Raw genomic sequence first — 26,967 nt, forward strand, 5'->3', positions numbered from 1 at the left:
TTTACGATATCAAGAAGTATCATAGCGGTAATAAATATCGCGACTTAACCCTCATTTATCCCAAAACATTTTTTGCTATACTATCAAATGGCTATTTTTCGAAAAATTTATAGCAACGTCATGAAAAAAAGCCTTTTACTGGCCACTGTATTAATGCCTTTAGCGATGCAGACACAAGCGCAGTTAAAACTGGACAACTATCTTATCCCGACCGGCAAAGCCGGCGCCACGGTGGGTAAAGTTATCGCGGGCGGAAAAGCCTCCATCAGCAGCGATACTTCCGGTTTGTTCACCATTGAGAAGAATGTGCTCAAACTGAAAAAGAATAAAGCCCTTCCCCCAGGCGCGTTTAAGTTCGATGTGGCGATTGCTGCCGGCAGCGAAAAAGGTACATTCACGCTGGTAAAGGATGAATTCCATCAAAATAAAGTAGTAGCACACCGTGGCGCGTGGAAAAATCAGCCAGGCAGCCAGAACTCTTTATCATCTCTGAAAGATGCGATCAAACTGGGTTGCGCGGGTTCTGAATTTGATGTTTGGTTGTCATCAGATGAAAAACTGGTATTATCGCACGATCCGGAAATTGGTGGTAAAGTGGTGGAGAAAACACCGCTGGCCGAACTGCAAACCATTCAGCTGGATAACGGTGACCGCGTACCTACGTTGGAGGAATACCTGAATGAAGGCATGCAGCAGAACGGTACTAAGCTGGTTTTGGAATTGAAGCCGTCTAAAATAAGCAAAGAGCGCGGACAGCAGCTGGCTGCCGCTGCGGTGGAAATGGTGCGTGCTAAAAAGGCGCAGGGCTGGATTTTGTATATCAGCTTCGATTATGATATTCTGAAAAAGTACTGGAATTGGATCCCTATGCAAAGGTGGCTTACCTGAACGGTGAAAAATCGCCCGCACAGCTGAAAGCTGATAAAATGTGGGGATTTGACTACCAATTCGGCGTGGTGAGCAAAGACCTTAACATGATAAAAGATGCGCACAGTAAAGGCATTACCGTAAACGTATGGACCGTCAATAAACCCGAGCAAATGGACGAATTTCTGGCTGCCGGCGTGGATTTCCTGACGACCGACGAGCCTGAACTGGCGTTGGAAAAAGTAAAAAACAAGTAAGCATAAATGCCAGCAACGGTTAAGATGCCGCGCTTGAAAAGATTGTTAATAACGCTCTTTTCAAGCCCTAAGCGGCATTTTAACCTTTTTTATTATTTCAAAAACCTTATTTTAGCCACTCAAAATATTTTTCAGGGTCAAAACCTACCTCTTAACATGATTATTCATCAACAAATTGTGAAAAACGGACTTTTACTGGTGGCTATTGCCGGCTTCATGGCATCGTGCCAGCCGAAGAACAACGCTGCTACTCCCGCTGCTGGTTCAGATAAAGCGGCTAATGGCGCTGAAGGCGGTGCTGGTTTTAAGATTGCGTACGTAGACCTTGACTCCACGGAAGCGCATTACGAATATTTTAAAGAGAAGAAGTCAGAACTGGAAAAACAGCAGGAACTCATAGAGAACGAACTGAAGGCGAAAGCGAGGGTTTTACAGAACGAAGTAGCCGCACTGCAACAACGTGCGCAAAGCGGCCAATTGAGCCAGGTAGAAGGCCAGAATGCAGAACGAGACCTGATGCAGAAAAACCAGCAACTGGAGCTTACCCGCCAGCAGAAGCAACAGGCTTACATGCAGCAGGAAGCGCAGTTTAACGACGATCTGCAGAAAAGACTGGACGACTTTTTACAGACTATCAACAAAGGTCGTTACGCGTACATCTTCTCTTACCGCAAAGGTGCGAGCAACATTCTTTATAAAGATACCCAGTACGATATTACCGCTGAAGTGATCAAAGGCCTGAACGAATTAGGCACTGGCGCTAAGAAATAACCAATAACGCACTGAAAAATACGGTCCCGGTACAGAAATGTGCCGGGATTTTTCTTTTTTAGCCTGATAGGATATATTTGATTTTTTATGCCTACTTTGAATCCCAATCATACCTTTTTCAATCAACATTCATGTCTTCTATCAACCAGAACGAAACCGCATCCTTTAAGCCCAGTTTAGGCCTGCTGGATGCAACCATGATCGTGGCCGGCTCCATGATCGGCTCCGGTATCTTCATTGTATCTTCCGAAATAGCGCGTAGCGTTGGCTCCGCAGGTTGGCTGATGGCCATGTGGGTACTTACCGGTGTGGTAACGCTCATCGCAGCCCTCAGTTACGGCGAGTTATCGGGTATGTTCCCTAAAGCGGGCGGACAGTACGTATACCTGCGCGAAGCTTACAATCCTTTTATCGCTTTCCTGTTCGGCTGGACCCAGTTCGGCGTGATTCAGGCAGGCACTATTGCCGCCGTGGCCGTGGCGTTTGCAAAATACACCGCGTACTTGTGGCCGGGTGTGAGCGAAAACAATATCCTGTTGGACTTTGGCTGGCTGAAGATTACCGGCGCACAATTGCTGGCTGTTGCATCGGTGATCCTGCTTACGTTTATCAATACACGCGGTGTTAAAGGCGGAAAGATCATCCAGACCGTTTTCACTATAACCAAACTTGCTTCCCTTTTCGGGTTGATCATATTCGGCCTGTTGCTGGGTGCAAAAGCGGAGATATGGAACGCAAACTGGCAGAACGCCTGGACTGCACAATCGCTCAGCCTCGACGCAGCCGGCGGCCTTACCACGGCGGCTTTAGGCGGCCTTGCACTGATGGGCGCCATTTCTGTATCCATGAAAGGCTCCCTGTTCAGCAGCGACGCCACGGAACAACGTGACCTTCATCGCCGCGGAAATTAAAAATCCGAATAAGAACATTGGTCGCGCGCTGTTTCTCGGTACATTGATCGTTACCATTATTTACGTGGCGGCGAATATCATGTACCTGGCGGTGGTGCCATTTAACGAAATCGCCTTCGCACCGCTGGATCGTGTTGGTGTGGTGGCTGCTGAGAAAATATTCGGTGGTATTGGACCCCATGTGATTGCGATCATGATTATGATCTCCACCTTCGGTTGCAATAACGGCCTGATCTTAGCCGGTGCACGTATCTATTACACCATGGCGGAAGACAAATTGTTTTTCAAGAAAGCAGGGGAGTTGAATAAACACAGCGTTCCGGCATTTGGCCTGTGGGTACAATGTATCTGGACCTGTGTACTGTGTTTGACCGGCCGTTATGGCGATCTGCTGGCGATGGTAATATTCGGCGTACTGGTGTTTTACATCCTGACGATTGCAGGCATCTTTATCCTCCGTAAAAAACAACCCGATGCGCCACGTCCGTACAAGGCATTCGGTTACCCGGTATTGCCCGCGCTGTATATCGTGGTGGCATTTTCGCTGGCGGTACTGCTGCTCATTTTCGAAAGCAGCTTTGCGGTGGCCGGTTTGGGCATTATCTTGCTGGGAATTCCTTTGTATTACCTTGCGAAGAAAGCGGCTTAAAGCCACTGCTATAAATAATTTAAAGGCCTGCCGCAACATAACGGCAGGCCTTTTTTATGCGCGTCTTTTCATGACAAAAAAATATCCGGACTGCATGACCGCCGCAGTAAGCTTTCCGAAATTTGGGCAAGAACCCTGAATGAATAGTGAATGAATTGATCGGAAAAGACACTATGTTAACTTTAAAAAGAGCGAGGACACAGCTATGAATGCTTAACCCGAAATTCTTCTGAAAGGACTTGTTTTTCTATATATATACTTGTTTCGCAACTATTTAGCCAATGGCGGCGAAACCCAGGTTATAGGAGGGCCGTTTCTCTTAAATTTTCCTATAAAAATTTTTGGGAAAGCCCTCTTTAGAGAACCATTAAAAGCCTACACAATTGCATTCTCGAACATTCACATGATTTTACAATAAGCGCAAGGTTTCCACTTTGCGCTTTTTTATTCATTGTGTTTCGCGATGTTGTCATGCACCCACTGGGTCAGGGCTTCCGGGCTTAATGGCTCGCCGTTGTCATCCGGGCGGCTGTAGGTGGCGCGGCCGAGGTCGTAAGGCTTACTATCGCTCGTAAAAGGGCCCACTACGCCGAGTATCCAGCCTGCCTGCGATCCTTTTTTAGGTGGATGTACACGGTATTTAAACACCTCGTAATAAATAATGTCTGTCTGGCTGGCATCACTCACGGGCACCCGTTCGAGATAGGTGATTTCATCGGGTGCGGCACCGAGCGCCATCGGGAATTCGAGCCAGGTGGCGAGCTGGCTTTCGGCCGAATACCTGATCGTATTATAGGCCGCCGGAAATAGCGAAAGCCGGCCGGTATCGCGCAGCAGTTCGTATAAAGCCTGCCGCGTCGCAATATTTTCCGCGTAGGGGAGTACATCCTGTTCGGCGATCGGTTCGTTGTTTTTCAGCTTGTCGAGCAGCGGGGCAAATCGCTCCAGCTGGCGTTGAATGTAATCGGTGCCTTCTTCCTGATGATGCCTTTTACGGATAACGTAAAGGATGATGAACAGCAGGATGACGGATGCGGCGATGCCTAAATACAATAACATAAAAATCGATGGATTAAGAGTGTGAAAGTAAGATTTTTATATGGGGTGGGAGAGATGAGGTTATCCAATGTAAATGAATTATTACCGTGCCGGGTACTGAATTTAATATATCCACCGGCAACCGCGCCGATAGTGTTATCGAGGTAAGTCTGCCCAATATTAATGATCCCGTGGTGTAGGGTTATCAGACATATTGAAGGGCATGTTATCCCAGCGCGAAGGTAAATGTTACCTTTTTGTGGTTACATTTGCTGCATGTTTACAGAACTGTGTTACCAGACATTTGTCCGCAGCATTGCGGATTATCACCTGACCAACGACGTTTACAGTCAGGTAGCCAATCCTTTTGAAAAATCCACTATTGAGCACCTTTTGTACGCCAAAAACTGGATCGATACTGTACAGTGGCACCTGGAAGACATTATCCGCGATCCGAAAATAGACCCGGTAAAAGCGCTCGAAATCAAACGCTGGATCGACCGTTCCAACCAGGAGCGTACGGATATGGTGGAGTACACTGACAGCTATTTCCTGGAAAAATATAAAAATGTAATTCCGCAGCCCGACGCCAGCATTAATACGGAGAGCCCGGCCTGGGCAATTGACCGCCTGTCGATCCTCGCGCTCAAAATATACCATATGCAGGAAGAGGCCACCCGCGCAGATGCTACGGAAGAGCACCGGGCTGCCTGTCAGCGTAAGCTCGACGTACTCCTGGAGCAACGCCGCGACCTGTCGACTGCTATCGAAGAACTGTTGAACGACATTCAGCTGGGCCGTAAATACATGAAAGTGTATAAGCAGATGAAAATGTACAACGATCCATCCCTGAACCCGGTATTGTACGCGCAGAAATAATGCCTGGAAAGATAAAAACCATACTGGCCATACGGTTTTCCGCCCTCGGCGATGCTGCCATGACCATCCCGGTAATGCAGCAGGTGCTGGCGGCGCAGCCGGACCTGGAAATCGTATTTGTGAGCAATCGCAACTGGGAAGCGCTTTGCCGCGATATACCCCGTCTGCACTTTTATCCCGCCGAACTGAAAGGGGCGCACAAAGGCCTAAAAGGCCTGTACCGCCTGTTCCGTGAAATTCGGAAAGTCCACCGTATTGACGCGGTGGCCGACTTACACAACGTATTACGCTCAAAAGTGGTACGTACGCTGTTTCGCTTAACGGGCGTGCCGGTGCGCAGCATCGACAAGGGCCGGGACGAAAAAAGGCGCTCACACGGAAAGAAAACAAAGAATTGCGGCAGCTGACGACCACCGTGGAGCGGTATGCCACCGTTTTCAGGCAGCTGGGGCTACATTGCACATTGGATGCTGTGGGGGAGAAGCGCCCGCATGAAGGCAAAAAACGTATCGGCATTGCTCCTTTTGCTACTTACCGCGAAAAAATGTACCCGATTGAAAAGATGGAGCGGGTCATTGCTGCTTTATCCGGAAAAGCGGAAGTGCTGTTGTTTGGCGGTGGAAAGAACGAAGTAGCCATGTTAAACGACATTGGCGCCCGTTACCCCGGCGTACAGGTGATCGCCGGAAAATACGGCCTTAAAGACGAATTAACGGTGATCCGCGACACGGATGTGATGGTGAGCATGGATTCGGCGAATATGCACCTTGCGTCGTTGTTTGCGGTGCCTGTGGTATCTGTATGGGGGCTACCCATCCATATGCAGGATTTATGGGATATGGACAGCGCGAATCGAATGCGGTGCAGGTAGATTTGTATTGCAGGCCCTGTTCGGTGTTCGGAAATAAACCCTGTTACCGCGGCGATCATGCATGCATGGAAAACATCAGTCCGGACGTAATTGTGCGGCAGGTGGAAAAGATTTGTGGGTTATAATCCTTTGTGGTGGCGGATTTGAAAACTTCTTAAAAGTTTTTTTTGTAGAAATGAAAAAAGTATAATTTTGCCATCCCGTTAAACGATGTCCTATAGTATAATGGTAGTACGACAGATTTTGGTTCTGTTTGTCTTGGTTCGAATCCAGGTAGGACAACAAACGACGTAAGGCCCGCTCTTAGAGCGGGTCTTTTTATTTGGTTTGAATCCAGTCCGCTGCGTTAATAAACATCACGATCCTCCCACCCCCGCATCCGGGCGGCGCCTGCCCCAAAACGACCTTTTACAAGGAAGAACGTACCGGTCACGATCACCATATAAGTGATGAATAGCCAGCTATAGTCGGTATAGAACGTTCGGGCTACGTAACCAATGTGCGGCCTGCGGCTGAGCGGATGCTCGGTTTGCCCGTAATCCGTACCCCGCACATAGATATCATAACGGTCGTTCAGGATATTGGTGAAACTTACTTCTACGCTTGACATAAGGCCGGTTGCCGTAACATCTTTCGGGACGTAACTCAAACCAACAAAACAGGCCATGAAAAACAGGGAGGACGAAATCAGCAATAATAAAATACTCCTCAGCATATATTTTTCTTTACTGATAAAGTTAATTCATTGGCCGAACTTTTGAACCCGGATTATTGTACCAGCGCCTCCGCATCGCTAGTACAGGATTTTAGGATATTTTTCTATTTTTAAGCGGGTAAATTGAACTTCTATAAATTTGGGGGCAAACATGTTCGCGTTAAATATCTGTCTGGCGATTAATCTGATTATTTTATTTATTGCTTTCTTCTTCCGAAAAAACAATACGCTTCCTAATAAAGTACTAGCGCTTATTTTGCTGGATACGGCCATCTCGTTTCTTGGCAATGCCTCCATTACAGGCGGTTTCTTTAAGGAGTTTCCCTACCTGTTTTTCCTTTCCTGGTGCACTTCCTCTTTTTTGGCCCCTTGTTTTTTACTTATACCTGCCTGTTAACAGGTGCTCATATCAGTCTGAAACATCCGATTTGGATCAGCGGACTGCTGATTTGTGCTTTCGGGATATCCTTCCCGGTAACCTACCTGATGCTGCCCGTCGCAGACCGGGCTGATTTTGCCTTGTCCCTGCTGCGGGAGCCATTGCCCTGGCAAATGACGGTCATTAATATTACTGGAATGCTGACGATCTGGGCGGGAACGGTGGCGTCGGCGGTTAAAATCGTGCGGTACAAAAAGCGCCTGGTCACCACGTTATCCAATCTGGAGAAAACCAAGCTGACCTACGTCACCCGGTTCGCGATCCCGGGGATTGTTCTTACTGCGGCTACTACGGTGTTGTACTGGTGTTGCCGCAATACCAGGTAGAGTATTTGTACCTGCCGTGTCTCATCACTTTTATCTATTTTTTTATCCTGTTCTATACTTTTCGGCATCATGCGATCTTTACCACAGAAACCTATGGGCAATTTCTGAGGGACACGCTGCCGGCCAGCGAGGAGATGGTCGTTAGCGAAGAGCAACTGGCCGAGGTGCCGAAAACGGAGTTGGAGCTGCTGGCGCAGGATATCGAAGTCTTTCTCAGGCAATCCGGGATCTACACTAATCCCGATCTTTCGATTAATATATTGGCCAGGGAAATGGGAAAGAAAACCGAGGAGGTATCTGCCGCGATCAACAAGGTGATCAATAAAAGCTTTTTTGATCTGGTCAATGAAAAAAGGGTGGAGAAGGCCAAGGAACTTTTAGACAGCAAAGTGAATGAATTGACCATTGAAGCCATCGCTTATGAGGCCGGATTTAATAGCCGGGCATCTTTTTACCGGGCCTTTAAGAAATATACCTCCCTTACTCCGTCCGCTTACGTGGAGCAGTCGCACAGTTAGTTAAGTAGTTATTTATCAGTTAGTTAGTGTTTTTGTGAGACAGGTTTACTGCCCGTTGAGACAACGTTTATTCTTTCCTGTGATGTTTTTGCAGTTGTTTTGGCGGCAGACTAAATGCAGCTTACTCTATGAAGTGCGAACGATTTTTAATACTTGTCGTATCCCTTACCTGCCTGTTCGTATCATGTAAAAAAGACGACGATGGTAACAAAAAGACGCCGGCCAGGAATACCGGCATGTAACGCCCAACGACAATCTCGGCCCCGAAGTTTACCGGTTAAAAACGCTGGGGCTCCGGACAAACGTACAACAGGTGCTCGAGGCTCAAAGCGAAGATAATCCCGCCGGAGGAATGCGCGGCATCAGTAGTGCCATCACCCTGTATTTTACAACAATAGGACCGCCGCCAACCGGTACTTACAAGGTAACGTCGCTGGATAAACTAAAGAATGCTGACCAGGTTGCCGTGTATGTCCAAACATATGGCGATCCCCGAACAGGTGGCAATATCACCGGCTGGCTATCGCAGGAGGGCAGTAGGCAAACGATCTCCTATACATTCGAGAACGGCAAAGCAGGCGCCATATTTAAAGACATTGTTATCAAACAGGGTGGAAGCGGCGCCACCATGGGCACCGTATCAGCCAACATCAGCCAGTAATTAGACTATCTATTTATCTTATAACCTTCATGTAACATGAAAAGGATTACCTATGCCCTGTTTTCGCTGCTGGTCGTAGCAACGGGGGCCTGTACCAAAACAAAAGACGCGGACAAAAAAGGAGAAGGTGCATCGGGCCCGCTTATCAGCGCATCGTCCGGCTGGAAAAAGGTGGGCGCCATTCCCTTCATCGGCGCGGTTACGGGGTTCGAAGGCTCGCAGGCCATTACGCCTTATGACCTGTCTGTGGTCGATAATCAGCTGGCGTTATTGTACAGCGAAGACTATAAATTGACGGCGGTGCAGGGTACAAAGCCCTATAAGGTCAGGTTTACACCCGGATCGGCTATTCCGGCCAGCACGCCTTTGCAGAGAGGCGGTTATTCATTTTGTTATAGTTCAAGGTTCATTCCCGGTAGTTTTAACACGGTTTATATGAAACTGGAAGGCAGTTCTTATTCGTGTTTTATTTATACTGATGACGCGGGACCGATAGCCGGCAGCAATACGGGGTGGATAACGCCTGCGATTAGACCGATCAACTGGTATCCCGATGGTGGATTGACGATGACCGTCGCCGGCGGAAATAAGCAGGCTTATGTGATTTCTTACAAGTTTCCTAATACAGGAAATTTTGCAGTGGCCGAAAACGTGTGGCGCCTCGATCCGGCCACCTGGAGAGCGTACGATGGCCTGCGGCTTTCGGACGGTACTACAAACCAGTTTCTCGTTTCGGTCGAGGGGTCTAAAGTGTATTTCTCAATATTGAAGAATAACCCCGACTTTGTATCTACAACAGGCATGGACCCGAGTTTTTTTACCGTGATGAAACAGGAGATGCCCGGACTGGATGCTGCTAATTTTACCAGTGCGAACATGATTATCGCGAGTACGGTGGTCAACGATAAATATACGGTACTGGTAGGCGAAAATGCGCCCGGAAACTACCTCGGTTTCAATAAGGTGCATTGTTACCAATGGCAGAAAGGGGCTACGCAGTTTACTAAACTCTATGGTAATATCGCCCTTCCTGAAGATGTGGGACGCAATTTTATGAGCAGGGATGCTATCGGCACGAGGCCCCTGGAAGGTTCGGGAGCTGCCGTTAAGTTCACCCCGGATGGCACTGCCTATATGTTGTATGATTATTCCCCCTCCAATTATGTTCAAAACGACAAGTACACCGCATTGGCCATCATTAATGCAGGCGGTGTAAAAATAACAGGTAAATATTCGGCCTCCGATCCCGGTGGTCTGTATGACCAGATCGGCCTGGCCGTTTGCCAATACTTCGACGGCGCTTATTACGCGGTGGTCTACCAGAAAAGAGAGATTGTGTTTACGATTAAAGATCCGCGGTTCAGGCTGGAAATTGTAAAACTTGTGCCTTAACGTTAAAATTTATTTATGAGCAAATTGATATTTACGGCGCTGACAGCTGTTATTGTCACGTGCATGGTATCCTGCGCAAAGGAGACGGAAGAGCGTCCATCGAAAACGTCCATCAATAATACTACCTGGCAGGCCGAGGTTACGGTTACCGGTAATGTAGTTACGCAAAACATATTTGAGTTCTCTAATAACGGCGCTTATTTTGCCTGGCGGCCGGCTGGTGCGCCCAGTTTTACCGGCACTGGGCGCAGAACGGAACAACGGTAAATTTCATTTTTAAGGAAACAACTGCCAGCGGGAATTATTTCTGGGATAATACAGGAACCCTGAGTGCTGATGGTACTGCATTTACCGGCACCATGCAACGAAGGGGACAACAGGGATCAGGTACTTTTACAGCAAAAAAATTATAACCCGTGTGTGCTGGCCCCAGGACTGACCCGGAAACTTGTTTTACGGGTCGGTCCTTTTGCTTTTGATCTTCTATGCATGCCGGGCATCTGACTAAAAAAGGCGCCCCGTCCGGAGCGCCCTTCTTATTTATGATTTCAGCTCTTCGGCTTGTTCTTTAATCTCCTGTTTCAGGTCTGCCAGTTCTTCCTTCATATCGTCCTCCAGTTCTTTGATCCCGGCTTTCAGCTCTTTCCGGGCCTGTTTACGCTCTTTTTTGGTTTCGTATTCTTCAGCAGCATAGTCCTTTTTCAGGTCACTTACCTCCAGTTCAAACTCCATACGTTTGGCGATTGCCTGCATATCGTAGCTGCCCAGCACTGCTTTTCTTGCAAACGCAAGGGCATCCTGGTTCGGATCTTTCAGGTAATCTTTGATGATAACCATGTAGTCCACCATAGCTTTCTTAAAAGCTTTCATGGTTTTTCGGATACCCCGGTACTGCCAGCGGGAAATTCGCTTTATCCAGGTTTTCGAGTGCCAGCAAGGCTGTGTCCAGCTGCGCTTTCGGCATATCTTTCAGCCTGGAAACAAGGGCGGTCGGATTGGTGGGGTCAAAAGAGAAGTTCTGGGCAAAGGCAGTCAGGCTCATGCAGGCCATTAACAAGAAGGAGAGAAACGTTTTCATCTGGGTTGATAAATTTAGTGTGATAAGTGTTGTTTATAAGGAAGACGACGCTGCTCAGGATTTGTTACAGAATTTTTCAAAAAAACACAAGGCCGGGAAAAGGAGAAGGCATAGTCCACTGATTAATGCCAAATATCCTTCTACCAGCCTTGCGGGGAAGTTGGATAATTTTATTCTTCGATGGTTACTTTCACCTCTGCAGATACCTGTTTGCCCAGGTTTAACACATACTGGCGGAAGTACGCCGAGTCGGCAAACTTCTCACTCAGTTCCCAGGCGGCAACTGCATAATATTCCACCGGCTTATCGGTAATACTCATTTTTGCAAGGTAACAGCTGGTCAGCTGCCTGCCCGCCGGCGCCTTTATGAAGCCTGGTAGCGGTCGTTCGGCAGCAGTAATGCTAGTCCGATCAGCCACTCTTTATTATAACCATGTCTTTCATGAGAGATCAGCGCCGTCCATTTGTCGTTCACCTTTACTTCACGGGGCTCATTTACTGCGTTGATGTTAGGGATGCTGATCACCAGTTGCTCGCCCTTTTTGCATTGCTCACTTTTACTTCATTATGATAGGCGTACATACCCGGCCAGATGCTCACGTTCTCTTCCAGACCATATCCCTGCCAGTTTTCGTAACGGAGGCGCAGCGCGGATTTCACCGGTCCTTCGGCAGTTATCTTTAAAGTTGTTTTCTCTATATTATTGATGCTGTCGTTCGCGGTAATCCCCAAACGCAATGCGCCGGTGTCGGTCAGTAAGCCTACGCCGCCAATGCCGGCAGAATTGCCTACTGCCAGGGGATCGCGGCCCCAGGCGGCCATGGTGTGGTAGTTGTCTTCCACCGCGCCGTCGGCATTTATGCCCACGTTTTCCGGTGTAATGCCTGGCGTGAGTTTACCGAAGAGGTCTTTCGCGTTGCGGCCATCGAGGTAATGGCGGAAGCCTACTTTATCATTTTCCCAGGAAGGGCCATCTGTCTGGTATTTCTGGAAGCCCTGCGCTTTGGGCATGTCCTGCCTTTCCACCGTTTCGCTGAGTGCGGGCTTTACCGGGCTGGTCGCCGATTCTCTTTTCCCAAACCTTACACTGGTGCGGGTAAGGTAGGCTGGCTGATCTTTTATCCATCCCAACGTATAATCAGCAGTCGCGTTCGCAGGAAGGTTCACTACGAAAAAAGTTCGTCCCACTGCCCGTCTCCGTCCATATCATTCAGCTGCGAAGCCACCGTATCGCCGGTAGGGGATATCACCAGCGGGAATTGTTCGCCCAAAGGCTGCGTTTTAATGCTGCTCCCGGCGATGCTGATGGGTTTATCGGTCAGTTCAACGGGCGAAGTGTTCTCGAGCTTAATATGCGCCTGTTTCGCAGTATTACAGGAAGCCGCCGCCAGGGTTGCCAGCAGCAGGGGCAGGGTATATTTCATGAGTGGAACGTTTAGGTAAGTAAGATAGTTATTTTTATACCGTTTCAGCCAGGCTTCTGGTACGGGAATAATGCAGATGTTCATCGAGCGGCCGTCTGCCGAAAGCATGGCCGACTGTATCTGTATCTTTGTCCCATCCGGGCTCATCGTAGGATGAGGATGATCTGCCGCCGTGGTTTTGTGACCTGTTGAGAGCAACAGCATTTCCCGGGTATGGCGGTCTATCAGGTAGATGTTCCTGCCAAAGTCATCGCCCACGGCCCAGTGACCGTCCGGCGAACCGCTCACGTGCCAAAGGCCGCTGCCGCTTTTGGTCTGCCCCGCTATCTCCACCTCGCGTGTGCGGATGTTAACGATCGCCAGTCCTGTCGGTTTTTCCCGCGTGCCCGAAGGGCCCCATGCGGCTTCCTGTCCCGGGTTGGCGCCTTCCACGGCAGTACCTTCCCCTACTTCTTTATTACCGGAAGGAATTTTACGATGTCCCATGATGGCAAAAGCCACTTCGTCTTTCGTGATCACCGCCTCATGCGTTACCCACTCGTACGGCGCTTCGGGATACAACGGGCGCAGGCCGCTGCCGTCGCGCTGAACGATCCAGGTACGCTGCGGCGACTTACCGCCGGTTTCCCAGCAGAACACGATCTCCCCGCCCGCCAGGGATTGGTCTGGATATGTCCTACCTGGAACGGCACGGCCACCACGTGTTTTACCTCTCCGGTGTGCACGTTCATGGCGGCAATACCCGATGGACCTGCGCCCATATTCCGCGGGCCGAAAGCCGCTTCTATTTTCGTACCCGGCGTAATGCGGCGGGCCGCTTCTTCTTTACCAATACGGAAATACACCCAGTCTTCATCACCATCCAGCGCAAGGTCGCCGCTGGCGCCTATTTCCGGGGGCGGCGAACCGCATACACGCTGATAGGCTCCGGTGGGTTGCAGTTTACCGGCTTTGCTGTCTTTGAACAAACGCGCCAAATCTACTTCTACAATTTCTACCAGCTTTTCCTTGTTGCGCATGAAATAGAGTTTCATGCTGTTGCGGGCTACGTTCAGCATGCCGGTGTAACCGCCTTCGGTTACCTGCACAAGGTCGCCTGTTTTTTCATGTACCGCCATGGCCTCGCCTTTTACGCGGTTCGAACGGAAAATGAGCCATTGGCCGTCGGACGTCCATTGGTTGTGGGTTTGATAGATTTTGGAATCGCCGGCGGGCGTGCTGGTTAAAAACGTGAGCGTGGTGCCGGTCACCGGGTCTTTCATCACTTTCCGTTCCGGCGGGAAACGCCGTCCGATCTGCGCCTGCGCAGTCATGGCCAGCAGCAGCAACGCGAGGGTGGAGGTAGCTTTCATACCGTTTATTTTTTCATTTGTACGGAACTGTCATTGATCTCGAAGGGATGTAAGCCCAGCATGCGGTAGATTTCCGCACCGGCTAACAACACCGGGCCATAACCATGCGCCGCGAAATTGCTGATCGGGCGGTAATAGTAAAACGCCGGATCGAAGCCCATGCCGGTGCCCACGCAGGTACCTTCTACCTGTCCGTTAGCGGCTACCTTGGAGCTTACGGCGTTCCAGGCCAGCAGGGCCATAGGACCATAGGCTTTCGGGTGCAGCCAGCCTTTATTGATGGCGCGGGCGATGCAGTAGGCGTAAATAGCAGTAGCGGAGGTTTCGAGGTAACTGTCGTTGCGGTCTAACAACTGGTGCCAGAAGCCTGTTTTGTCCGGCGCTCGGCCAGTCCGGCGGCATGGCGGGCCAGGGTATTTAAAATCTCGGTGCGGCCTTCATGGTTTTCCGGAAGGGCATCGAGTATTTCGATCATGGTCATAATGGCCCAGCCGTTCGCACGGGCCCAGTGGAATTGCGGATGCGGCTCCATGTCCTGCACCCAGCCGTGCATGAACAGGCCACGTTCTTTGTTGAACATGCGGGCGCTGAACTGGCGGAACTGCTTCACGGCTTCATCGTAATATTTCTTATCGCCCGTCAGCTGGCCCATTTGCATAATAGCTGGCAGGCTCATATACAGGTCGTCCAGCCAGAGGGTGTTGGGCTGGGGACGGTTGCGCGCCAGGGTGCCGTCTGTTAAACGGAACTCTTTTGTCATGATGTAATGCAGGAAATTATCGACCATCGGGCGCACCGTAGCATTATCGGCGCCTGCGCGGATCGCTTTGATCATGGAGGCGGCGAGGGAACCGGCGTCGTCCAGTGCATGGGGTTCCATTACAGAACGAACTGGCGTACTGTTAGCGGGCTGTCCCTTGTACTTTTTCACTACATCTCCCAGGAAATTGACGCGCTTAATCGTATAAGCAGTATACCGTTTATCACCAGTGGCGGCGCCTGCTTCGAGCATGCCGGTGTAGGTAACACCCCATTCATAGCTGGTAAGCCGGAAGTCACCGGGCTGAAATATAGTATTAGGCCCGGCTTTGGCGATGTCTACTTTCTCTTTGCTCGTTTTGTCCGTGAGCTGTGCGGGGGTAACCCCGTCGAGGTAAGTGTATACCCGGTCCAGTACGGCTTTCACTTTCTCCGGGGTTGTTTCGCCGTAGGGCGTTACATAATCGGGTTTAGTGAGGTGCAGGGGAGCCGTGACGTCGTTGCCTTTTCCGCTTACATACTGGGCTTGCGCCGGTAGTGCGAATGCCACTAAAATCAAAGGCAGGAAGCTATTTTTCATATCGATGGAAATTGGAAATTATGTTGATGTGTTTTATTTCATAACGCGATATAATGGCAATATATTCATTCTTTCTCTTCCGGCATCCTGTACTTACATGTACCAGTAAACTCAACGTAATTGTCATGGCTACACTTAATCGTTAAGCAGGATGGAGCAGGACACTCGGTAATTTTATCGTAGCTAATTTACCAGTACGAATTCCAAAGTTCTTTATTTAAACTCCACGCTATATGACTCCCAAACTGATACGGTGGCGGAACAAGTTATTGTTGCTTGTACTGGCCATCCTTACCACTCATTCCATATTTGCGCAGACCACAGTAACCGGCAAAGTAACCGACGAAAGAGGCGCTCCCCTTGAAGGCGCCACGATTCAACAGAAAGGAACTCCACTAAACACAGTGACAAAAAAGACGGTACATTTTCACTCGCAGGCGTTACTGCATCTTCCGTCATTGTAACGTTTGTTGGCTACGAAACAAAAGAAGTAACATTAACAGGACAAGCATTAAGTATTTCCATGGAACTCAGTGCCAGCGCGCTGCAGGACGTAGTAGTCGTTGGGTATGGCAGTCGCCGTAAAGGCGATGTAACCGGCGCGGTAGCTTCCGTTAGTGAAGTAAAAATCCGCGAGGTGCCTACGACCAACATTACACAGGCATTACAGGGCCGTATTCCGGGCCTGGTGGCCACACCATCGTCGTTCCGTCCCGGTTCCGGCGGCACCATCCGTATTCGCGGTAACCGCTCACTGGTGGCTACGAACGATCCGCTCGTGGTGGTGGATGGTATTCCTATTGCCTCCAGCATCAACGACCTGAACCCGCTCGATATTGAAAGCATCGATGTGCTGAAAGATGCTTCGGCCACCGCCATTTATGGCTCGCGTGGCGCCAACGGCGTTATCCGGTAACGACTAAAAAGGGGAAGGCCGGCAAGGTAACAGTCGAATACGATGGAAAGGTATCGTTTGATAACCTTATTCGTCCGCTGACGGTATTTAATCCCGGCGAGTTTGCAGACATGCGTCGCCAGGCTTACTTCGCGTCACGGTCTTACAACACTTCGCTAAGTGCGGCCACACCCGCCAATCCAAATTACTATTTCCCGGACCCGCGCATCGACTCGGTACTGTTTGGCGCGCGGCTGGACTATTATACCTGGCAGAACGTAGCTAATGGCTATACGTGGATCGACCGTTCGCGCAACATTGCGGCCAAGCGCGCTACCACGGAAGAGGAGAAAACGCAGCTCAAAAACCTGGGACTGGCGATCTTAGACAGTGTGGCGATTTATGATCCATCTAAAGTAACCGGTTACAACTGGCAGAACAATGGCCTGGAAACCGGCATCACCAATAACCACAACATTACCGTACGCGGTGGTACCGATAAGTTCAAAGGCTCGTTCAGCGGTGGTTATTTCAGCCAGAAGGGCATTGAAACGGGCCAGGACTATACCCGTTATTCCTTCAACCTGAGTACAGATGTAAAACCGCATGAGTACGTGAACTTTGGTGGTGGTGTCCTGTATTCGTTCGCCATCCAGAATACCGGCGCTACGGTGTACCGCGGCGCATCGGGGCAGCTGCCGATCGCACAGCCTTACGATTCTACGGGTACGTTTCTATTGACACCCGGCAACGATGCCAACATCGTTAACCCGCTGAACGATGTAAATACGATCATCAACGAAACCCGCATCAACCGCGTGATCCCGAACGTATTCGGGGAAGTGCAGCTGCTGAAAGGCCTGAAGCTGCGCGCTGCGGCGAATATTGATATGTCCAGTGTAATCATTGGTGGATTTAGTGGTTCGGTGTCATCGTCACGGGCGGGCGGCACGGCTACGGCCTCGTACACGACGCGTAATTATTTTACCTGGTCGGCACAAAACTTCCTGACCTATGATACGCGCATTGGTGCGAAACATTCGCTGAATGCCATGGTGGGACAGGAGTTCGTAAAGAACCGGTTCGAAGAACAGGCGGTGTCGGCAGATCAGTTGATTTACGAAAGCCAGAAATGGCATTCGTTGCAGAATAATTCGGCTACCACCCCTAACCAGGCGCAGGGCCAGTTTACGGAGTCACAGAACTGGTCGTATTTCGGGAGGATCAACTATGGTTATGACGACCGTTACCTGGTTACCTTCAACGTACGTGACGACTGGTCATCTGTATTACCGGCGGGCAACCAGCACCGGTATTCCCATCGGGAGCGGTTTCCTGGCGCATCAACCAGGAGAAGTTTATGGCTTCCGTTTCTGGATCGATAACCTGAAGCTGCGGCTGGGGTATGGGCAGGTAGGCAATGCCGGTATTAGTCCTTACCTGGCAGGCGGTACACTCACGCGTACGCCTTATAACTACGGTCCCGGCGCTGCGCAGGGATATGCGCCAAGTACTTTACCACTTGATATTACCTGGGAAAAAACGAACTCGGCTAACCTCGGTATCGACTTCGGGTTCCTGAAGAATAGAATTAATGGTACGATCGATCTGTATCAGACCAAAAGCAACCAGATATTGAGCAAACGGTTGCCCTCCACCAGTGGCTTTTCAAGCGTACAGGTAAATGTAGGGGAGGTGGAAAATAAAGGGATCGAACTGAGTTTATCCACTTTAAATATTGCGAAGCCAGATTTCAGCTGGAGCACCGATATCATTTTTGGTGTGAACGAAGAATCGATCAACCGCCTGGAAACAAAGGCAGATAACATTGCAAGCCAGTGGTTTATCGGGCAGCCGTTGAGCGTTTATTATGACTACAAATTTATGGGCGTGTTCCAGTATGCGGATACGGTGAAAGGTGGCATCCTGAAAGACTATTTCTGGACCAAGCCAGGTAACCGCACTAATGCCGCTTACCAACCGGGACGCGCGTATGTGGCGGACCTCAATGGGGATACGGCCATTACGGAGCTGGACAAAATAGTGTTGGGTTCACATAACCCGAAGTGGACGGCGAGCATCAGCAACACGTTTACCTACAAAGACTTTGAGCTGAATGTATTCATTTACGCCCGCCAGGGATCGCTGATCCGCGAGATGCGCCCGAACCTGAACGGTCGTTATCAATCTTATAAAGTGGATTACTGGTCGCCCACCAATCCATCTAACCAGTACGCACAACCCAATAACACGATCGACATCCAGCAATATTGGCAGGCGATGGGCTTCCGCGACGGTTCGTTCGTACGTGTGCGCAACATTTCGCTCACGTACCGGTTACCGCGTAAACTGCTGGATCACTGGAAGATACCCAGTTTATCGGCCTACGTAAATGTGTTGAACCCTTTCCTGTTCAGCGAATACAAAACCGCCGACCCGGAAACCGTGCCGTACCTGAGTTCTTACCCGACCAGTTCTACGAGTGGCCCCGGCCCCAGCTCGTTTAACTACCGCAGTTTCCTGGTTGGTGTGCGTTTAGGACTTTAATCCATCTTTTAAAAAATCAGTTATGAAAACATATTTCCTGTTGATGCTTTGCGTGGTAAGCGTGCTGTGTGGCTGCAAACAGTTCGTGGAAGAGAAGTTAACGAGTACCCTTACTTACGACTATTATAAAACGGACCAGGGGCTCGAAGACCTGGTGAAATCGGCTTATCAGAATACGCGTTACAAATATGAAAACGAACAGGCGTACGCGTTATGGAACTTTGGTACAGATGAATTCCGGCTCGGAGATCAGTTCAACTATAGCTTTTATAATACTTACGATCCCTCGTTCCTGAACCCGGCGCAAGGCTTGCTGGACGGGCTGTGGACGAATAACTACTACGGCATTAACCGCTGTAACCTGGGCATCCAGTACATTCCGCTGTATAACAATCCTGCTTCGCGCACGCTGGCAACGGAGCAGGCGAAAACCCAGCGTATTGCGGAGTTGCGGTTTCTGCGTGCATATTATTATTTCCAGATGGTGCAGCAGTTTGGTGGTATTCCGCTGGTAACGCAGGGCTCTACCACGGCAAACAGTGACTTCCCGAAGTCGAGTGTGGCGGATGTGTACAAGCTGATTATATCCGACCTGCGGTTCGCGGCTGAGAACCTTGCTCCGCTTACCTCTGATTTAGGACGGGCAACGAGAGGCGCGGCACAACACTTCCTTGCCAAAGCTTATTTAACACGCGGCAGCGCGGTAACCGAGCAACGTGGCCAGCTGCCGACGGATATGGACAGTGCGGCTTATTACGCCGACCTCGTGATTAACTCCGGCAACTACATCCTCGAACCCGACTATATGAACCTCTGGCGCGGCGTGTATCCCAAAGGATACCCGAACGTAGTAACGCCGCCTGTGGGTGTTAACGGCGATCCTCCCTACAATACGAACTACGCGAGCGGTGTGAACGCGGTAGACTACGCGGAGTTCACGATTCAGCAGGCGAGTAAAGAGATTATTTTTGCGGCGCAGTTCAGCAACATTTCCAGTTTGAACAGCAGCAGCGGTAACCGTGCGCACCTGTTTTATGTGATGCAGTATGACGGTGGTATTGCCGGACTGGTAAGGAACGTGGATAACTTTAACATGCGGCCCTACAGGCGTTTGCGTCCAACCGATTACACGATCGACCTGTATGATAGAAAAAATGATTCGCGTTTTTATAAGAGCTTTCGAACGGTGTATTACCGCAACAACGGTTCCTCTACCGCGGCAGACAATGCAATTCCGAAGTTTACAGCAACGGATGCGCCCACGCCGGCGCTTGTAGGTAAGCCAAGATATGGCAATGGCGACACGGCCGCCCTGTTCATCGTCAACGATAAAAATACCACGCTGACTGCGGCGGAACTGGCCAATACCAGGCGTTTCCGCTTTAACACCTATGCACGGTATTACCGCAACGCGGGTGGTACACTGGTAGAAGGTACCGGTAATAACAAGTATCTCTCGCTTGTAAAGCATCTTGATCCCGTGCGGCAAACGCCGAACTATAACGAGGAGCGTGGCGTGCGTAACGGCACCCTGGCGCGGCTCGGCGAAACGTACCTCATCGCGGCCGAAGCGTATGGCCGTAAAGGTGATTATGCTAAAGCACTTTTTATATTAATGAAGTGCGTAAGCGTGCGGCCTATCGCAACGGGGAGTTTAAGAACCCTGCGTTCTGGCAGGTGCATGGCGGCACACCCGGCGACGTGAATAATACGATTGCTGAGATGACGGCCACCGATATATTGTTCACGACGAATGCGCCGAGCGAGCAGTATCCTGCAGGCGTGGCCAGTACGGCCGACCGGTTCATTCACTTTATGCTGAATGAGCGTACCCGTGAACTGTGTGGTGAGTTTTACCGTTGGGAAGATTTAGTGCGGACAGAAACGCTGCTTTCGCGTACGGTCCTGTTTAATGCCGATGCTACCAATATTGAACCGTACCATAAACTGCGCCCTATTCCATCGTTGCAGATCGACGCGACAACGGTGAACGGGAAGCCGATGACGGCAGAGGAGAAGGCTGCATACCAGAATCCTGGCTATAATTAGTAGTTTGGTTGATAACGTAAGGATAAACGCCGCGGCTTCGTGCCGCGGCGTTTTTATTAGCGTTGAACGAACTTCGAGATTTTCTTTTCCAGGTCGCCTTCGCTGTAACCCACCCATGATTCGAGCAGTACACCTTCGGGCGAAATAATGATGTAGTGGGGGATACCGGTTACGCCGTAATTGGCGGCGAGGCCCGCCATGCCTTTACCGTCACTGAGGTTGGTCCAGTCCATTTTAACATGGGCGGTTGCTGCTTTCCAGGTTTCCTCACTCTGGTCCAGGCTCAGGCTGATCACGGCAAGATTGGCGGGGGCGCTTTCGTGGAGCTTTTTCAGTTCGGGCATAGCGGCGATGCAGGGGCCGCAGCCAATGCTCCAGAAATCGATGAGCAGGTATTTGCCTTTAAAGTCGGCCAGTTGATGTTTCTTGCCGGCAAGGTCTTTCAGCTCTGTGTCGGCCATCTTTTCACCTACCTTTACAACTACCGGCGGGTAAAGATATGACGCGATCTCTTGCCCTTAACGCTGCTCTTTTCGGCAGCGGGTAATGCATCGTACAGTTGCTTTGTGCGAACGAGCAATGTGGTGTCTTTACTATATTTTGAGAAGCGTGCGCGTTCATACAACACCCCCATCCAGTAATCGCTGTGTTGTTTGGCGGCTGCGAGTTGCGTGAGCTGGTCGCGTGCGATGATATCATTAATCGAATCCTGCAGGCCGCGCAGGGAATCGAGGCTTTTCTTAAGTGCGGGGCGTGTCTCTTTGTCTGCCTGGCGTATCTTTTCAAACAGTATACGGTCCTGCACTGAAAGCTCCCGGTACACGTCTATATGGCGGCGGCTGTAGTTCATGAATCGCTGCTGATCTTTCTGTTGCGGAATATCGCTCTTTACTGTCCATGATTTCAGCAAAGGGCCTTTGCCGGAAATGAGGATACGGCTGCCGGGTTTCGCCCATATTTCGAGCCACTGCGAAGGAAAACCTTCGCCCTCACCGGTGATGGCGAGTGCCGTACGCTTCTGCAGTACCGGTGAACCGGAACTTGCCGTTACGCACGGTGTCTGTGCCGATACCTTTAAGCAGGCTGCCTTCGTTTTGCAGGAGGCGGATGACGGCACTGTCGGGCAGGCCGCTTACGTGTCCTTCGATGATATATGATTGCTGGCAGAATGCAGCGGGACTAACGCTGCATAACAGGAGCAGCAGGAAAGTAATAGATTTCATGCACGGAAATTAATAGCATTAAAGCTAATCATTCGACCGATATAATAACTTTCCGAGTTAAAAATCGTTCTTCCGGATAAAGCAAAGCCGCGCTGTGCAACAGTGCGGCTTTGCTTTATCAACATAAAAATACTATTTACCAAGTACGCCGCCCAGCAGCACACCGTCGCCGGCGGGCATATCGAGTTTCAGCAACTGGCTGATCAGTGGGGCGATGTCTACCAGGCCCATTTGCGGAACTACTGCGCCTTTCTTAATGCCTTTACCGAAAGCAACGAAGCCGGTCTGGATTTCCTTAAAGTCGGGGAAGAAGCCGTGTGTTCCGCCTTTGCCTGCACGCAGGAATTCGCCGCTAGTTGCGCCGGTGAACGCATACCCCTGTTCGCTGGCCAGGCCAAGCGTTGCGGTGGGATCGGCGCCGATAGCGTCCATCTCTTCGCGGGTTTTGATTTTAAAAGTAGCCTGTTGTGCGGCTGGCAGGCTTTTCAGTAGCTGCAATACCTTTTCTTTCGTTTTGATATCGTTTTTATCCTTCAGTTGGAGGAAAGCGCCGCCGCCACAAGGGTGAAAGTAGGCCTTCCATTCATTGGGCTTTTCGGGATTGTACAGGCCGGCCTTTACCAGCAGTACGTTCGGCGCCAGGTTGCCGTGAATGTCTACGAAGCCATGATCGCCGGTAACAATAAAGGTGGTGTTTTCTGCAATACCCGCTTTCATGGCCGCCTCTCGGATTACTTTCACTGCATTGTCTACATTGGCTACCGCTGCGCGTACCTTGTCGCCATCGCGGCCCTGCTCGTGTTCGAAGTGGTCTACCATTACCAGGTGAACCGCCAGCAGGTTGGGCTTGTATTTGCGGATCATATAACTGCTGATGCGCGCGAGGTTCTGGTCGATCGTCAGGTAGTTGTCGTTCCAGTCGTCTTCGCTGAGTTTGCCCACCGCATTTTGTTCCAGCTCTTCGAAGAGGCTGGCGGGTGTGGTGTTTTCTTTTAACGCCTGGTTGGTGATGCGCTTCGCACCTTTAGCGGCGGGCAGGTACCAATATTCCGGGAAATTATAGGTAGCGGGACTGTTAAAAGAGACCGGCCAGTAAATAGAAGCGGAGGTTAACCCTTTTAACTTCGCCTGGCTGAAAATGGTGGGTACCTTGATGGTATTATAGTCCCATATCCATTTACCGGTTACGCCGGTTGGCTCTGAGGGCGTGTTATAGAAAATACCATGTTTCAGTGGTTTTACACCGGTAATGATGGAGGTGTGCGAGGGATAGGTAACGGTCGGGAATACGCCGTTTACACCATCTGCGTATGCACCTTCGGCCATGGCCTGGCGGAGGTTTACCATGTTCCGGGAGGCATCTTTGTAAAATTCTGGTCTTAAACCATCAATACTGATCAGGATGACGTGTTGTTCTGGGCGTTGGCTGCTTGCAGCAGTACGAGCGCGCCGAGGGCGAGGATAAGCTTTTTCATTCTTGAAAACATTTGTCGAGGCGCGAATGTCCGTATTTCGTGGGCGGGATGTATGGGGAGGGGCGTGAAGTTTAGGTTAAGTTTCGGGGGAAGTGTATGTATACATGGTTTTGGATGGATGTGTGGTAGGTGTATACATGGCGAAGGACGGCCTTGTTGTGGTTGGGACGTAGGTGCATACAAGGTCCAGGGTGACTATCTCTTTATCGGTTGGCTGGTGTGTACATGTCCCAGGGTGACTATGTCCATCTTATTAGTCAGGTGGGTAGCAGGTAGATAAGAGGTAGATAGTATTAATATAGCAGGTAGATCACCTCATACTCCGCTCATGACGTGGACTTACTCCCCATGTGCCACGGAGTCTCCGCGGACGCAACGCGGAAGCGTCGCGGCAGTGCAGTTCATGCAAGACGGAGGCACTGTTCACGCAAAACGGAGGCATTATACTTTTTAAACGGGGAAAACGCGGACGCAAACATCAACGAAAACGGGAGAGAAACGACATTTCGGAAGGTATATACACGACGATGCAGCCCAAAGCGTCGCTGCGATGGGCAAAAAAATCAGGAGCTCAGCTAACCGGGATTACTACTCACGAAGCCGTTAAAAGGCCTTGGCGCCGGTACATAGTTATACACCACTTCAGAGGTATAACCTGTAGCCCTTATCCTGCCTTCTTTTTTCGCAGGTACTACAGCAATGATATCCACCGCATTGAGTTGGCGGAAGCCTGTGGGGCGTAGTTTGTTTTCAAACAGTTTGCAGGCGCTGGCTTCGAGCAGTACAATAGCCGTAGCACCGTTGCGGGAGGGGATGGTAAGGCATAAGGGCTGTGCAGCCTCTTCGCGGGTAAGCGTCACTGTTTCACTGCACTCGGTTTTGCAGATACCCAGCCCGAAGTCAGGGAATAGGGCAATAGCGCGGAAGCGTACATGTTGTATGTCGTCGCCGAATTGTTTCAGGGGATCGATTACCGTCACAGACAGGCTGCCGTCAAAGCAGCGTTGTACGGCAGTCTGGGGCCGCACCTCCGCATACTTATTAAAACGCATGCGCGTAAGCTGTTGCAGGTTACCGGTCTTCACCACACGCCTGCCAGCCTTGTGGTCCCAGTCTGCCCGGATAACCGACAGCATAGCGCTGGTCAGCCTGTTGCCGAAGGTGCCGTCTTTACGAAGCGATACTTCGCCCTCAATAGCCTGCCTGATTATACGCGCCGAAGCGCTGGCCGTTCCAAAGTCTTTGGCGGCATGCCGGGTAGCCGGCGTCTGGTCTACGAATGCTGGGGCGGTCCTGGTATAATACTTTCCTTTCATGTAGTAGCCAATCACACCGCCCATCTTTCCCGTAAACTGGAAAAGTCCGTGTTGAATAGCCATAATTTGCTGGTTTTAGTGTGTAGTATATTAACAAACAGCCATTTATAAAGTTTAAAGGAGATAATATATTTTTACGTGAATATATTATAGGCTGATTCGTTCGCTTGGCAGGAACATTTTTATATATTTGTCTTAACCTGATGCCTATGAGTACCTACATCGATAACACCATCGAAACTTTAGAGAACAAAATATGGGAATACAAGAAGTTCCCGACTATCCTCATCGAAACCTGCCACAACGCCCGTAAAAAGAAGATTAAGGATTTGTCGCTCAACGAACTGCGCACCCTGTTGCAGCAGGACATCGGTGTGCCCTACATCCTGCCCTCTGTGATGGAAATACTGGAAAAAGACCTCCTGGCCGACTCCCGCTTTTACCCGGGCGACCTCCTCCTGGCCGCTATATCTATGTCTGACCGCACCTGGAAGCAGCACACTGAAACGGGCATGCGTTTAAAAGCCCTGCTCGACGATGCCGTGCAGCGGGAAGACTGGCGGGTGAACAGTAAAATCCAGGATGCGGTAGAACGCTTCCGGAACGCGCGGGTATTAGCTTAAACCCAGCCTGCGCCCGATATTGGAGCTGAATTTCGTGTAAGGATCATACTTGTGCTTTACCTCCAGCCACTCGGTGTACTGGGGGTACATCGCTTTAAACATACCTTCGGCCAGCAGTGCATCTTTACCCAGGTACAGCCTGCCGCCCGCTGCCAGTACTCTCGCATCGAGCTTGGGCGTAAATTCAAACAGTTTTTTGGTTACCGGGAAGTCGATCGCCGTGGTATAACCTTTAAAGGGGAACGATAACAGTCCCTGCCCATCGCCCATTTTCTTAAACACGTTCAGGAACGGAGTACAACCACTGTCGGCAATCATGTGCAGGATCTCTGTGAGCACCTGTTTGCCATTGGTTTCGGGAATCACGAACTGGTACTGCACAAATCCTCTTTTACCATAACCCCTGTTCCAATTATTGATCGCATCCAACGGGAAAAAGAATTTCTCGTAGTGGATAAACTCTTTGGGAGAGTTCTGTACAAATGCGATCACGCGGTTCAGTACGCGTACGGTGAGGTTGTTCAGTGTAAAGTTAGGCATGAAAAACGGCACCGACAGTTTACTGGCTGGGTGCAGCTTCAGGGGATCATTTTTTAATTTCTCAGGGAGATCGGCCAGTTTGGCGGCGTTACCCAATGTAAGCACGCCGCTGCCGGTTTTGCTGCCTTTCGCCGGGCATCTATCCAGGCCACGGAGTAGTTATACTCGTGGTCGTAAGTGTCCAGGGCCTCCAGCATGTGGTCCAGGTTTTTATTTTGATCGACTTCTGTTTAAAGTAAGTCGTTTCTATTTTTCTCAGTTTGATGCGGGCAGTGAGGATCACGCCGAGCAATCCCAGTCCGCCGAAGTTAGCCCAGAACAGGTCCGGGTGTTCATCGCGCGAAGCCGTAACAATACGGCCATCCGCGAGCAGGATGTTAAACGACAATACACAGTTTACAAACGAGCCATCGGTATGGTGCGCTTTACCGTGAATATCGTTGGCAATGGCGCCGCCAATGGTCACGAACTTTGTACCGGGACAAATCATCGGCAGCCAGCCTTTGGGGGCAAAGGCGGTAATGATTTCCTCGAGGCTGGCGCCCGCACCGCATTCAAGGATGCCTTCCTGCTCATTCCAGTCCATGAAATAGTTCATATGCGTGCAATCGCCCACGAAGTTGTGGTCGTTGATGGCCTGATCGCCATAACTGCGACCCAGGCCGCGGGGCACCAGGTTGTACTGCTCAAGCGCCTGCTGCACGTCGCCCGCGCTGCGGATGGAGCCTGTGAAAGATTCAACTACCGGGTAATTCCCCCAACCTGTAACTTTTTCCGTTTTATGAACTGGCATAGCGATATCGCAAAAATTT

The 26,967-nt window shown here is 50.3% G+C and carries 36 protein-coding genes, 1 tRNA gene and 1 pseudogene; 21 read left to right on the plus strand and 17 right to left on the minus strand.

Translation table 11 applies throughout. The features are described from left to right. Positions 1-165: 165 nt before the first annotated feature. The 5 genes from MKQ70_RS35715 to MKQ70_RS40620 all read left to right on the plus strand — a co-directional run bounded on the left by MKQ70_RS35715 (position 166) and on the right by MKQ70_RS40620 (position 3,455). Positions 166-888: a glycerophosphodiester phosphodiesterase gene (locus tag MKQ70_RS35715; protein ID WP_282456968.1), complete on the plus strand. Its 723-nt coding sequence runs from the start codon at positions 166-168 to the stop codon at positions 886-888. Next, entirely contained in the window at positions 858-1,124 is a 267-nt protein-coding gene (locus tag MKQ70_RS40610) for a glycerophosphodiester phosphodiesterase (protein ID WP_282456969.1), read from the plus strand. Before MKQ70_RS35715 ends, MKQ70_RS40610 begins: the two co-directional genes overlap by 31 nt. Before the next feature lie 177 nt (positions 1,125-1,301). Beyond that, positions 1,302-1,895, plus strand: a complete 594-nt coding sequence (locus tag MKQ70_RS35725; RefSeq protein WP_248080238.1) for an OmpH/Skp family outer membrane protein — start codon at positions 1,302-1,304, stop codon at positions 1,893-1,895. A 131-nt stretch (positions 1,896-2,026) separates the two neighbouring features. Continuing rightward, entirely contained in the window at positions 2,027-2,806 is a 780-nt protein-coding gene (locus tag MKQ70_RS40615) for an amino acid permease (protein ID WP_282456970.1), read from the plus strand. Next, positions 2,781-3,455 (plus strand): APC family permease, encoded by a 675-nt coding sequence (locus MKQ70_RS40620; RefSeq protein ID WP_308199359.1) that lies wholly within the window; start codon positions 2,781-2,783, stop codon positions 3,453-3,455. The genes MKQ70_RS40615 and MKQ70_RS40620 overlap by 26 nt, the downstream gene beginning before the upstream one ends. Positions 3,456-3,899: 444 nt before the next feature. On the opposite strand, the gene MKQ70_RS35735 is transcribed toward MKQ70_RS40620, so the two are convergent. Continuing rightward, positions 3,900-4,514: a hypothetical protein gene (locus tag MKQ70_RS35735; protein WP_248080240.1), complete on the minus strand. Its 615-nt coding sequence runs from the start codon at positions 4,512-4,514 to the stop codon at positions 3,900-3,902. 255 nt (positions 4,515-4,769) lie between these two features. Between MKQ70_RS35735 and MKQ70_RS35740 the strand changes: the two genes are divergently transcribed. From MKQ70_RS35740 to MKQ70_RS35755, 4 genes are all read left to right on the plus strand, one after another. Then, entirely contained in the window at positions 4,770-5,372 is a 603-nt protein-coding gene (locus MKQ70_RS35740) for a DUF4254 domain-containing protein (protein WP_248080242.1), read from the plus strand. Continuing rightward, the gene (locus tag MKQ70_RS35745; protein ID WP_248080250.1) at positions 5,372-5,779 is read left to right on the plus strand and encodes a glycosyltransferase family 9 protein; all 408 of its coding nucleotides are present in this window, start codon (positions 5,372-5,374) and stop codon (positions 5,777-5,779) included. The genes MKQ70_RS35740 and MKQ70_RS35745 overlap by 1 nt, the downstream gene beginning before the upstream one ends. Then, on the plus strand, positions 5,767-6,243 hold the full coding sequence (locus MKQ70_RS35750) for a glycosyltransferase family 9 protein (RefSeq protein ID WP_248080252.1): 477 nt from the start codon (positions 5,767-5,769) through the stop codon (positions 6,241-6,243). The genes MKQ70_RS35745 and MKQ70_RS35750 overlap by 13 nt, the downstream gene beginning before the upstream one ends. 211 nt (positions 6,244-6,454) lie before the next feature. After that, positions 6,455-6,525: transfer RNA gene (locus MKQ70_RS35755), tRNA-Gln, on the plus strand. Between the two features lie 64 nt (positions 6,526-6,589). On the opposite strand, the gene MKQ70_RS35760 is transcribed toward MKQ70_RS35755, so the two are convergent. Beyond that, positions 6,590-6,958, minus strand: coding sequence for a hypothetical protein (locus tag MKQ70_RS35760; RefSeq protein ID WP_248080254.1), 369 nt, complete (start codon positions 6,956-6,958; stop codon positions 6,590-6,592). A gap of 345 nt (positions 6,959-7,303) precedes the next feature. Here MKQ70_RS35760 and MKQ70_RS35765 point away from each other — a divergent pair, with 345 nt between their 5' ends. From MKQ70_RS35765 to MKQ70_RS35785, 5 genes are all read left to right on the plus strand, one after another. Then, positions 7,304-7,723 (plus strand): hypothetical protein, encoded by a 420-nt coding sequence (locus tag MKQ70_RS35765; RefSeq protein ID WP_248080256.1) that lies wholly within the window; start codon positions 7,304-7,306, stop codon positions 7,721-7,723. Continuing rightward, positions 7,702-8,241 (plus strand): helix-turn-helix domain-containing protein, encoded by a 540-nt coding sequence (locus tag MKQ70_RS35770; protein ID WP_248080258.1) that lies wholly within the window; start codon positions 7,702-7,704, stop codon positions 8,239-8,241. Before MKQ70_RS35765 ends, MKQ70_RS35770 begins: the two co-directional genes overlap by 22 nt. 313 nt (positions 8,242-8,554) lie before the next feature. Beyond that, positions 8,555-8,902 carry a hypothetical protein gene (locus MKQ70_RS35775; protein WP_248080266.1) on the plus strand — a complete coding sequence of 116 codons (348 nt, stop codon included), beginning with the start codon at positions 8,555-8,557 and terminating at the stop codon, positions 8,900-8,902. 36 nt (positions 8,903-8,938) lie between these two features. After that, complete coding sequence (locus MKQ70_RS35780; RefSeq protein WP_248080268.1) at positions 8,939-10,294, plus strand: hypothetical protein; 1,356 nt, start codon at positions 8,939-8,941, stop codon at positions 10,292-10,294. Between the two features lie 15 nt (positions 10,295-10,309). Then, entirely contained in the window at positions 10,310-10,561 is a 252-nt protein-coding gene (locus MKQ70_RS35785) for a hypothetical protein (RefSeq protein WP_248080270.1), read from the plus strand. Positions 10,562-10,834: 273 nt separating this feature from the next. Here MKQ70_RS35785 and MKQ70_RS35790 read toward each other — a convergent pair whose 3' ends face one another. The 8 genes and pseudogenes from MKQ70_RS35790 to MKQ70_RS40635 form a co-directional block, all read right to left on the minus strand. Continuing rightward, positions 10,835-11,164, minus strand: a complete 330-nt coding sequence (locus tag MKQ70_RS35790) for a hypothetical protein (RefSeq protein ID WP_248080272.1) — start codon at positions 11,162-11,164, stop codon at positions 10,835-10,837. Continuing rightward, positions 11,151-11,372, minus strand: coding sequence for a hypothetical protein (locus MKQ70_RS35795; RefSeq protein ID WP_248080274.1), 222 nt, complete (start codon positions 11,370-11,372; stop codon positions 11,151-11,153). Before MKQ70_RS35795 ends, MKQ70_RS35790 begins: the two co-directional genes overlap by 14 nt. Before the next feature lie 170 nt (positions 11,373-11,542). After that, positions 11,543-11,791, minus strand: coding sequence for a DUF4861 family protein (locus MKQ70_RS35800; RefSeq protein ID WP_308199362.1), 249 nt, complete (start codon positions 11,789-11,791; stop codon positions 11,543-11,545). Further along, positions 11,737-11,898: a hypothetical protein gene (locus MKQ70_RS35805; RefSeq protein ID WP_248080278.1), complete on the minus strand. Its 162-nt coding sequence runs from the start codon at positions 11,896-11,898 to the stop codon at positions 11,737-11,739. Before MKQ70_RS35805 ends, MKQ70_RS35800 begins: the two co-directional genes overlap by 55 nt. After that, positions 11,895-13,282, minus strand: a pseudogene (locus tag MKQ70_RS43120) (DUF4861 family protein). The gene MKQ70_RS35805 and the pseudogene MKQ70_RS43120 overlap by 4 nt, the downstream one beginning before the upstream one ends. 44 nt (positions 13,283-13,326) lie before the next feature. Beyond that, positions 13,327-14,148, minus strand: coding sequence for a TolB-like translocation protein (locus tag MKQ70_RS35820; protein WP_248080284.1), 822 nt, complete (start codon positions 14,146-14,148; stop codon positions 13,327-13,329). A gap of 5 nt (positions 14,149-14,153) precedes the next feature. Continuing rightward, positions 14,154-14,501 (minus strand): glycoside hydrolase family 88 protein, encoded by a 348-nt coding sequence (locus MKQ70_RS40630; protein ID WP_282456971.1) that lies wholly within the window; start codon positions 14,499-14,501, stop codon positions 14,154-14,156. Then, positions 14,495-15,487, minus strand: a complete 993-nt coding sequence (locus MKQ70_RS40635; RefSeq protein WP_282456972.1) for a glycoside hydrolase family 88/105 protein — start codon at positions 15,485-15,487, stop codon at positions 14,495-14,497. The genes MKQ70_RS40630 and MKQ70_RS40635 overlap by 7 nt, the downstream gene beginning before the upstream one ends. 233 nt (positions 15,488-15,720) lie before the next feature. Between MKQ70_RS40635 and MKQ70_RS35830 the strand changes: the two genes are divergently transcribed. The 6 genes from MKQ70_RS35830 (at position 15,721) to MKQ70_RS43965 (ending at position 20,978) form a co-directional block, all read left to right on the plus strand. Next, on the plus strand, positions 15,721-15,951 hold the full coding sequence (locus tag MKQ70_RS35830) for a carboxypeptidase-like regulatory domain-containing protein (RefSeq protein ID WP_248080286.1): 231 nt from the start codon (positions 15,721-15,723) through the stop codon (positions 15,949-15,951). Positions 15,952-16,010: 59 nt separating this feature from the next. After that, entirely contained in the window at positions 16,011-16,403 is a 393-nt protein-coding gene (locus MKQ70_RS35835) for a TonB-dependent receptor plug domain-containing protein (RefSeq protein WP_248080288.1), read from the plus strand. Between the two features lie 110 nt (positions 16,404-16,513). Continuing rightward, complete coding sequence (locus MKQ70_RS35840) at positions 16,514-17,767, plus strand: SusC/RagA family TonB-linked outer membrane protein (RefSeq protein ID WP_248080290.1); 1,254 nt, start codon at positions 16,514-16,516, stop codon at positions 17,765-17,767. Then, positions 17,652-18,929, plus strand: coding sequence for a TonB-dependent receptor domain-containing protein (locus tag MKQ70_RS35845; RefSeq protein ID WP_248080292.1), 1,278 nt, complete (start codon positions 17,652-17,654; stop codon positions 18,927-18,929). The genes MKQ70_RS35840 and MKQ70_RS35845 overlap by 116 nt, the downstream gene beginning before the upstream one ends. Positions 18,930-18,951: 22 nt before the next feature. Next, positions 18,952-20,634, plus strand: a complete 1,683-nt coding sequence (locus tag MKQ70_RS35850) for a RagB/SusD family nutrient uptake outer membrane protein (protein ID WP_504909642.1) — start codon at positions 18,952-18,954, stop codon at positions 20,632-20,634. After that, positions 20,550-20,978, plus strand: coding sequence for a RagB/SusD family nutrient uptake outer membrane protein (locus tag MKQ70_RS43965; RefSeq protein WP_504909644.1), 429 nt, complete (start codon positions 20,550-20,552; stop codon positions 20,976-20,978). The genes MKQ70_RS35850 and MKQ70_RS43965 overlap by 85 nt, the downstream gene beginning before the upstream one ends. Positions 20,979-21,034: 56 nt before the next feature. Here MKQ70_RS43965 and MKQ70_RS35855 read toward each other — a convergent pair whose 3' ends face one another. The 5 genes from MKQ70_RS35855 to MKQ70_RS35870 all read right to left on the minus strand — a co-directional run bounded on the left by MKQ70_RS35855 (position 21,035) and on the right by MKQ70_RS35870 (position 25,055). Further along, the gene (locus MKQ70_RS35855) at positions 21,035-21,487 is read right to left on the minus strand and encodes a TlpA family protein disulfide reductase (RefSeq protein WP_308199598.1); all 453 of its coding nucleotides are present in this window, start codon (positions 21,485-21,487) and stop codon (positions 21,035-21,037) included. Next, positions 21,460-21,888 (minus strand): hypothetical protein, encoded by a 429-nt coding sequence (locus tag MKQ70_RS35860; protein WP_504909646.1) that lies wholly within the window; start codon positions 21,886-21,888, stop codon positions 21,460-21,462. The genes MKQ70_RS35855 and MKQ70_RS35860 overlap by 28 nt, the downstream gene beginning before the upstream one ends. A 79-nt stretch (positions 21,889-21,967) precedes the next feature. Continuing rightward, positions 21,968-22,201, minus strand: coding sequence for a DUF4369 domain-containing protein (locus tag MKQ70_RS43970; RefSeq protein ID WP_504909648.1), 234 nt, complete (start codon positions 22,199-22,201; stop codon positions 21,968-21,970). A gap of 132 nt (positions 22,202-22,333) precedes the next feature. Continuing rightward, positions 22,334-23,704: an alkaline phosphatase family protein gene (locus MKQ70_RS35865; RefSeq protein WP_308199599.1), complete on the minus strand. Its 1,371-nt coding sequence runs from the start codon at positions 23,702-23,704 to the stop codon at positions 22,334-22,336. Between the two features lie 547 nt (positions 23,705-24,251). Then, complete coding sequence (locus tag MKQ70_RS35870; protein ID WP_248080298.1) at positions 24,252-25,055, minus strand: hypothetical protein; 804 nt, start codon at positions 25,053-25,055, stop codon at positions 24,252-24,254. A gap of 146 nt (positions 25,056-25,201) precedes the next feature. Here MKQ70_RS35870 and MKQ70_RS35875 point away from each other — a divergent pair, with 146 nt between their 5' ends. Next, positions 25,202-25,615 (plus strand): contact-dependent growth inhibition system immunity protein, encoded by a 414-nt coding sequence (locus MKQ70_RS35875; RefSeq protein ID WP_248080300.1) that lies wholly within the window; start codon positions 25,202-25,204, stop codon positions 25,613-25,615. Here the strand turns inward: MKQ70_RS35875 and MKQ70_RS35880 are convergent. Next, complete coding sequence (locus MKQ70_RS35880; RefSeq protein WP_248080302.1) at positions 25,607-26,260, minus strand: hypothetical protein; 654 nt, start codon at positions 26,258-26,260, stop codon at positions 25,607-25,609. The two genes, MKQ70_RS35875 and MKQ70_RS35880, sit on opposite strands and share 9 nt — an antisense overlap. A gap of 34 nt (positions 26,261-26,294) precedes the next feature. Continuing rightward, entirely contained in the window at positions 26,295-26,948 is a 654-nt protein-coding gene (locus tag MKQ70_RS35885) for an FAD-binding oxidoreductase (protein WP_248080304.1), read from the minus strand. Between the last annotated feature and the right edge of the window lie 19 nt (positions 26,949-26,967).

Origin of the sequence: Chitinophaga sedimenti, from assembly GCF_023156195.1 — a bacterium.
In the GTDB taxonomy this organism is placed as follows: Bacteria; Bacteroidota; Bacteroidia; order Chitinophagales; family Chitinophagaceae; genus Chitinophaga; species Chitinophaga sedimenti.

What these genes read in the sequence shown, in the direction of transcription:
- MKQ70_RS35715 (WP_282456968.1), top strand. Translation starts at nt 166, where the DNA reads ATGCAGACACAAGCGCAGTTAAAACTGGACAACTATCTTATCCCGACC.
- MKQ70_RS40615 (WP_282456970.1), top strand. Translation starts at nt 2,027, where the DNA reads ATGTCTTCTATCAACCAGAACGAAACCGCATCCTTTAAGCCCAGTTTA.
- MKQ70_RS35735 (WP_248080240.1), bottom strand. Translation starts at nt 4,514, where the DNA reads ATGTTATTGTATTTAGGCATCGCCGCATCCGTCATCCTGCTGTTCATC.
- MKQ70_RS35740 (WP_248080242.1), top strand. Translation starts at nt 4,770, where the DNA reads ATGTTTACAGAACTGTGTTACCAGACATTTGTCCGCAGCATTGCGGAT.
- MKQ70_RS35745 (WP_248080250.1), top strand. Translation starts at nt 5,372, where the DNA reads ATGCCTGGAAAGATAAAAACCATACTGGCCATACGGTTTTCCGCCCTC.
- MKQ70_RS35760 (WP_248080254.1), bottom strand. Translation starts at nt 6,958, where the DNA reads ATGCTGAGGAGTATTTTATTATTGCTGATTTCGTCCTCCCTGTTTTTC.
- MKQ70_RS35780 (WP_248080268.1), top strand. Translation starts at nt 8,939, where the DNA reads ATGAAAAGGATTACCTATGCCCTGTTTTCGCTGCTGGTCGTAGCAACG.
- MKQ70_RS35785 (WP_248080270.1), top strand. Translation starts at nt 10,310, where the DNA reads ATGAGCAAATTGATATTTACGGCGCTGACAGCTGTTATTGTCACGTGC.
- MKQ70_RS35790 (WP_248080272.1), bottom strand. Translation starts at nt 11,164, where the DNA reads ATGAAAGCTTTTAAGAAAGCTATGGTGGACTACATGGTTATCATCAAA.
- MKQ70_RS35795 (WP_248080274.1), bottom strand. Translation starts at nt 11,372, where the DNA reads ATGAAAACGTTTCTCTCCTTCTTGTTAATGGCCTGCATGAGCCTGACT.
- MKQ70_RS35820 (WP_248080284.1), bottom strand. Translation starts at nt 14,148, where the DNA reads ATGAAAGCTACCTCCACCCTCGCGTTGCTGCTGCTGGCCATGACTGCG.
- MKQ70_RS40635 (WP_282456972.1), bottom strand. Translation starts at nt 15,487, where the DNA reads ATGAAAAATAGCTTCCTGCCTTTGATTTTAGTGGCATTCGCACTACCG.
- MKQ70_RS35830 (WP_248080286.1), top strand. Translation starts at nt 15,721, where the DNA reads ATGACTCCCAAACTGATACGGTGGCGGAACAAGTTATTGTTGCTTGTA.
- MKQ70_RS35835 (WP_248080288.1), top strand. Translation starts at nt 16,011, where the DNA reads ATGGAACTCAGTGCCAGCGCGCTGCAGGACGTAGTAGTCGTTGGGTAT.
- MKQ70_RS35840 (WP_248080290.1), top strand. Translation starts at nt 16,514, where the DNA reads ATGCGTCGCCAGGCTTACTTCGCGTCACGGTCTTACAACACTTCGCTA.
- MKQ70_RS35850 (WP_504909642.1), top strand. Translation starts at nt 18,952, where the DNA reads ATGAAAACATATTTCCTGTTGATGCTTTGCGTGGTAAGCGTGCTGTGT.
- MKQ70_RS43970 (WP_504909648.1), bottom strand. Translation starts at nt 22,201, where the DNA reads ATGAAATCTATTACTTTCCTGCTGCTCCTGTTATGCAGCGTTAGTCCC.
- MKQ70_RS35870 (WP_248080298.1), bottom strand. Translation starts at nt 25,055, where the DNA reads ATGGCTATTCAACACGGACTTTTCCAGTTTACGGGAAAGATGGGCGGT.
- MKQ70_RS35875 (WP_248080300.1), top strand. Translation starts at nt 25,202, where the DNA reads ATGAGTACCTACATCGATAACACCATCGAAACTTTAGAGAACAAAATA.
- MKQ70_RS35885 (WP_248080304.1), bottom strand. Translation starts at nt 26,948, where the DNA reads ATGCCAGTTCATAAAACGGAAAAAGTTACAGGTTGGGGGAATTACCCG.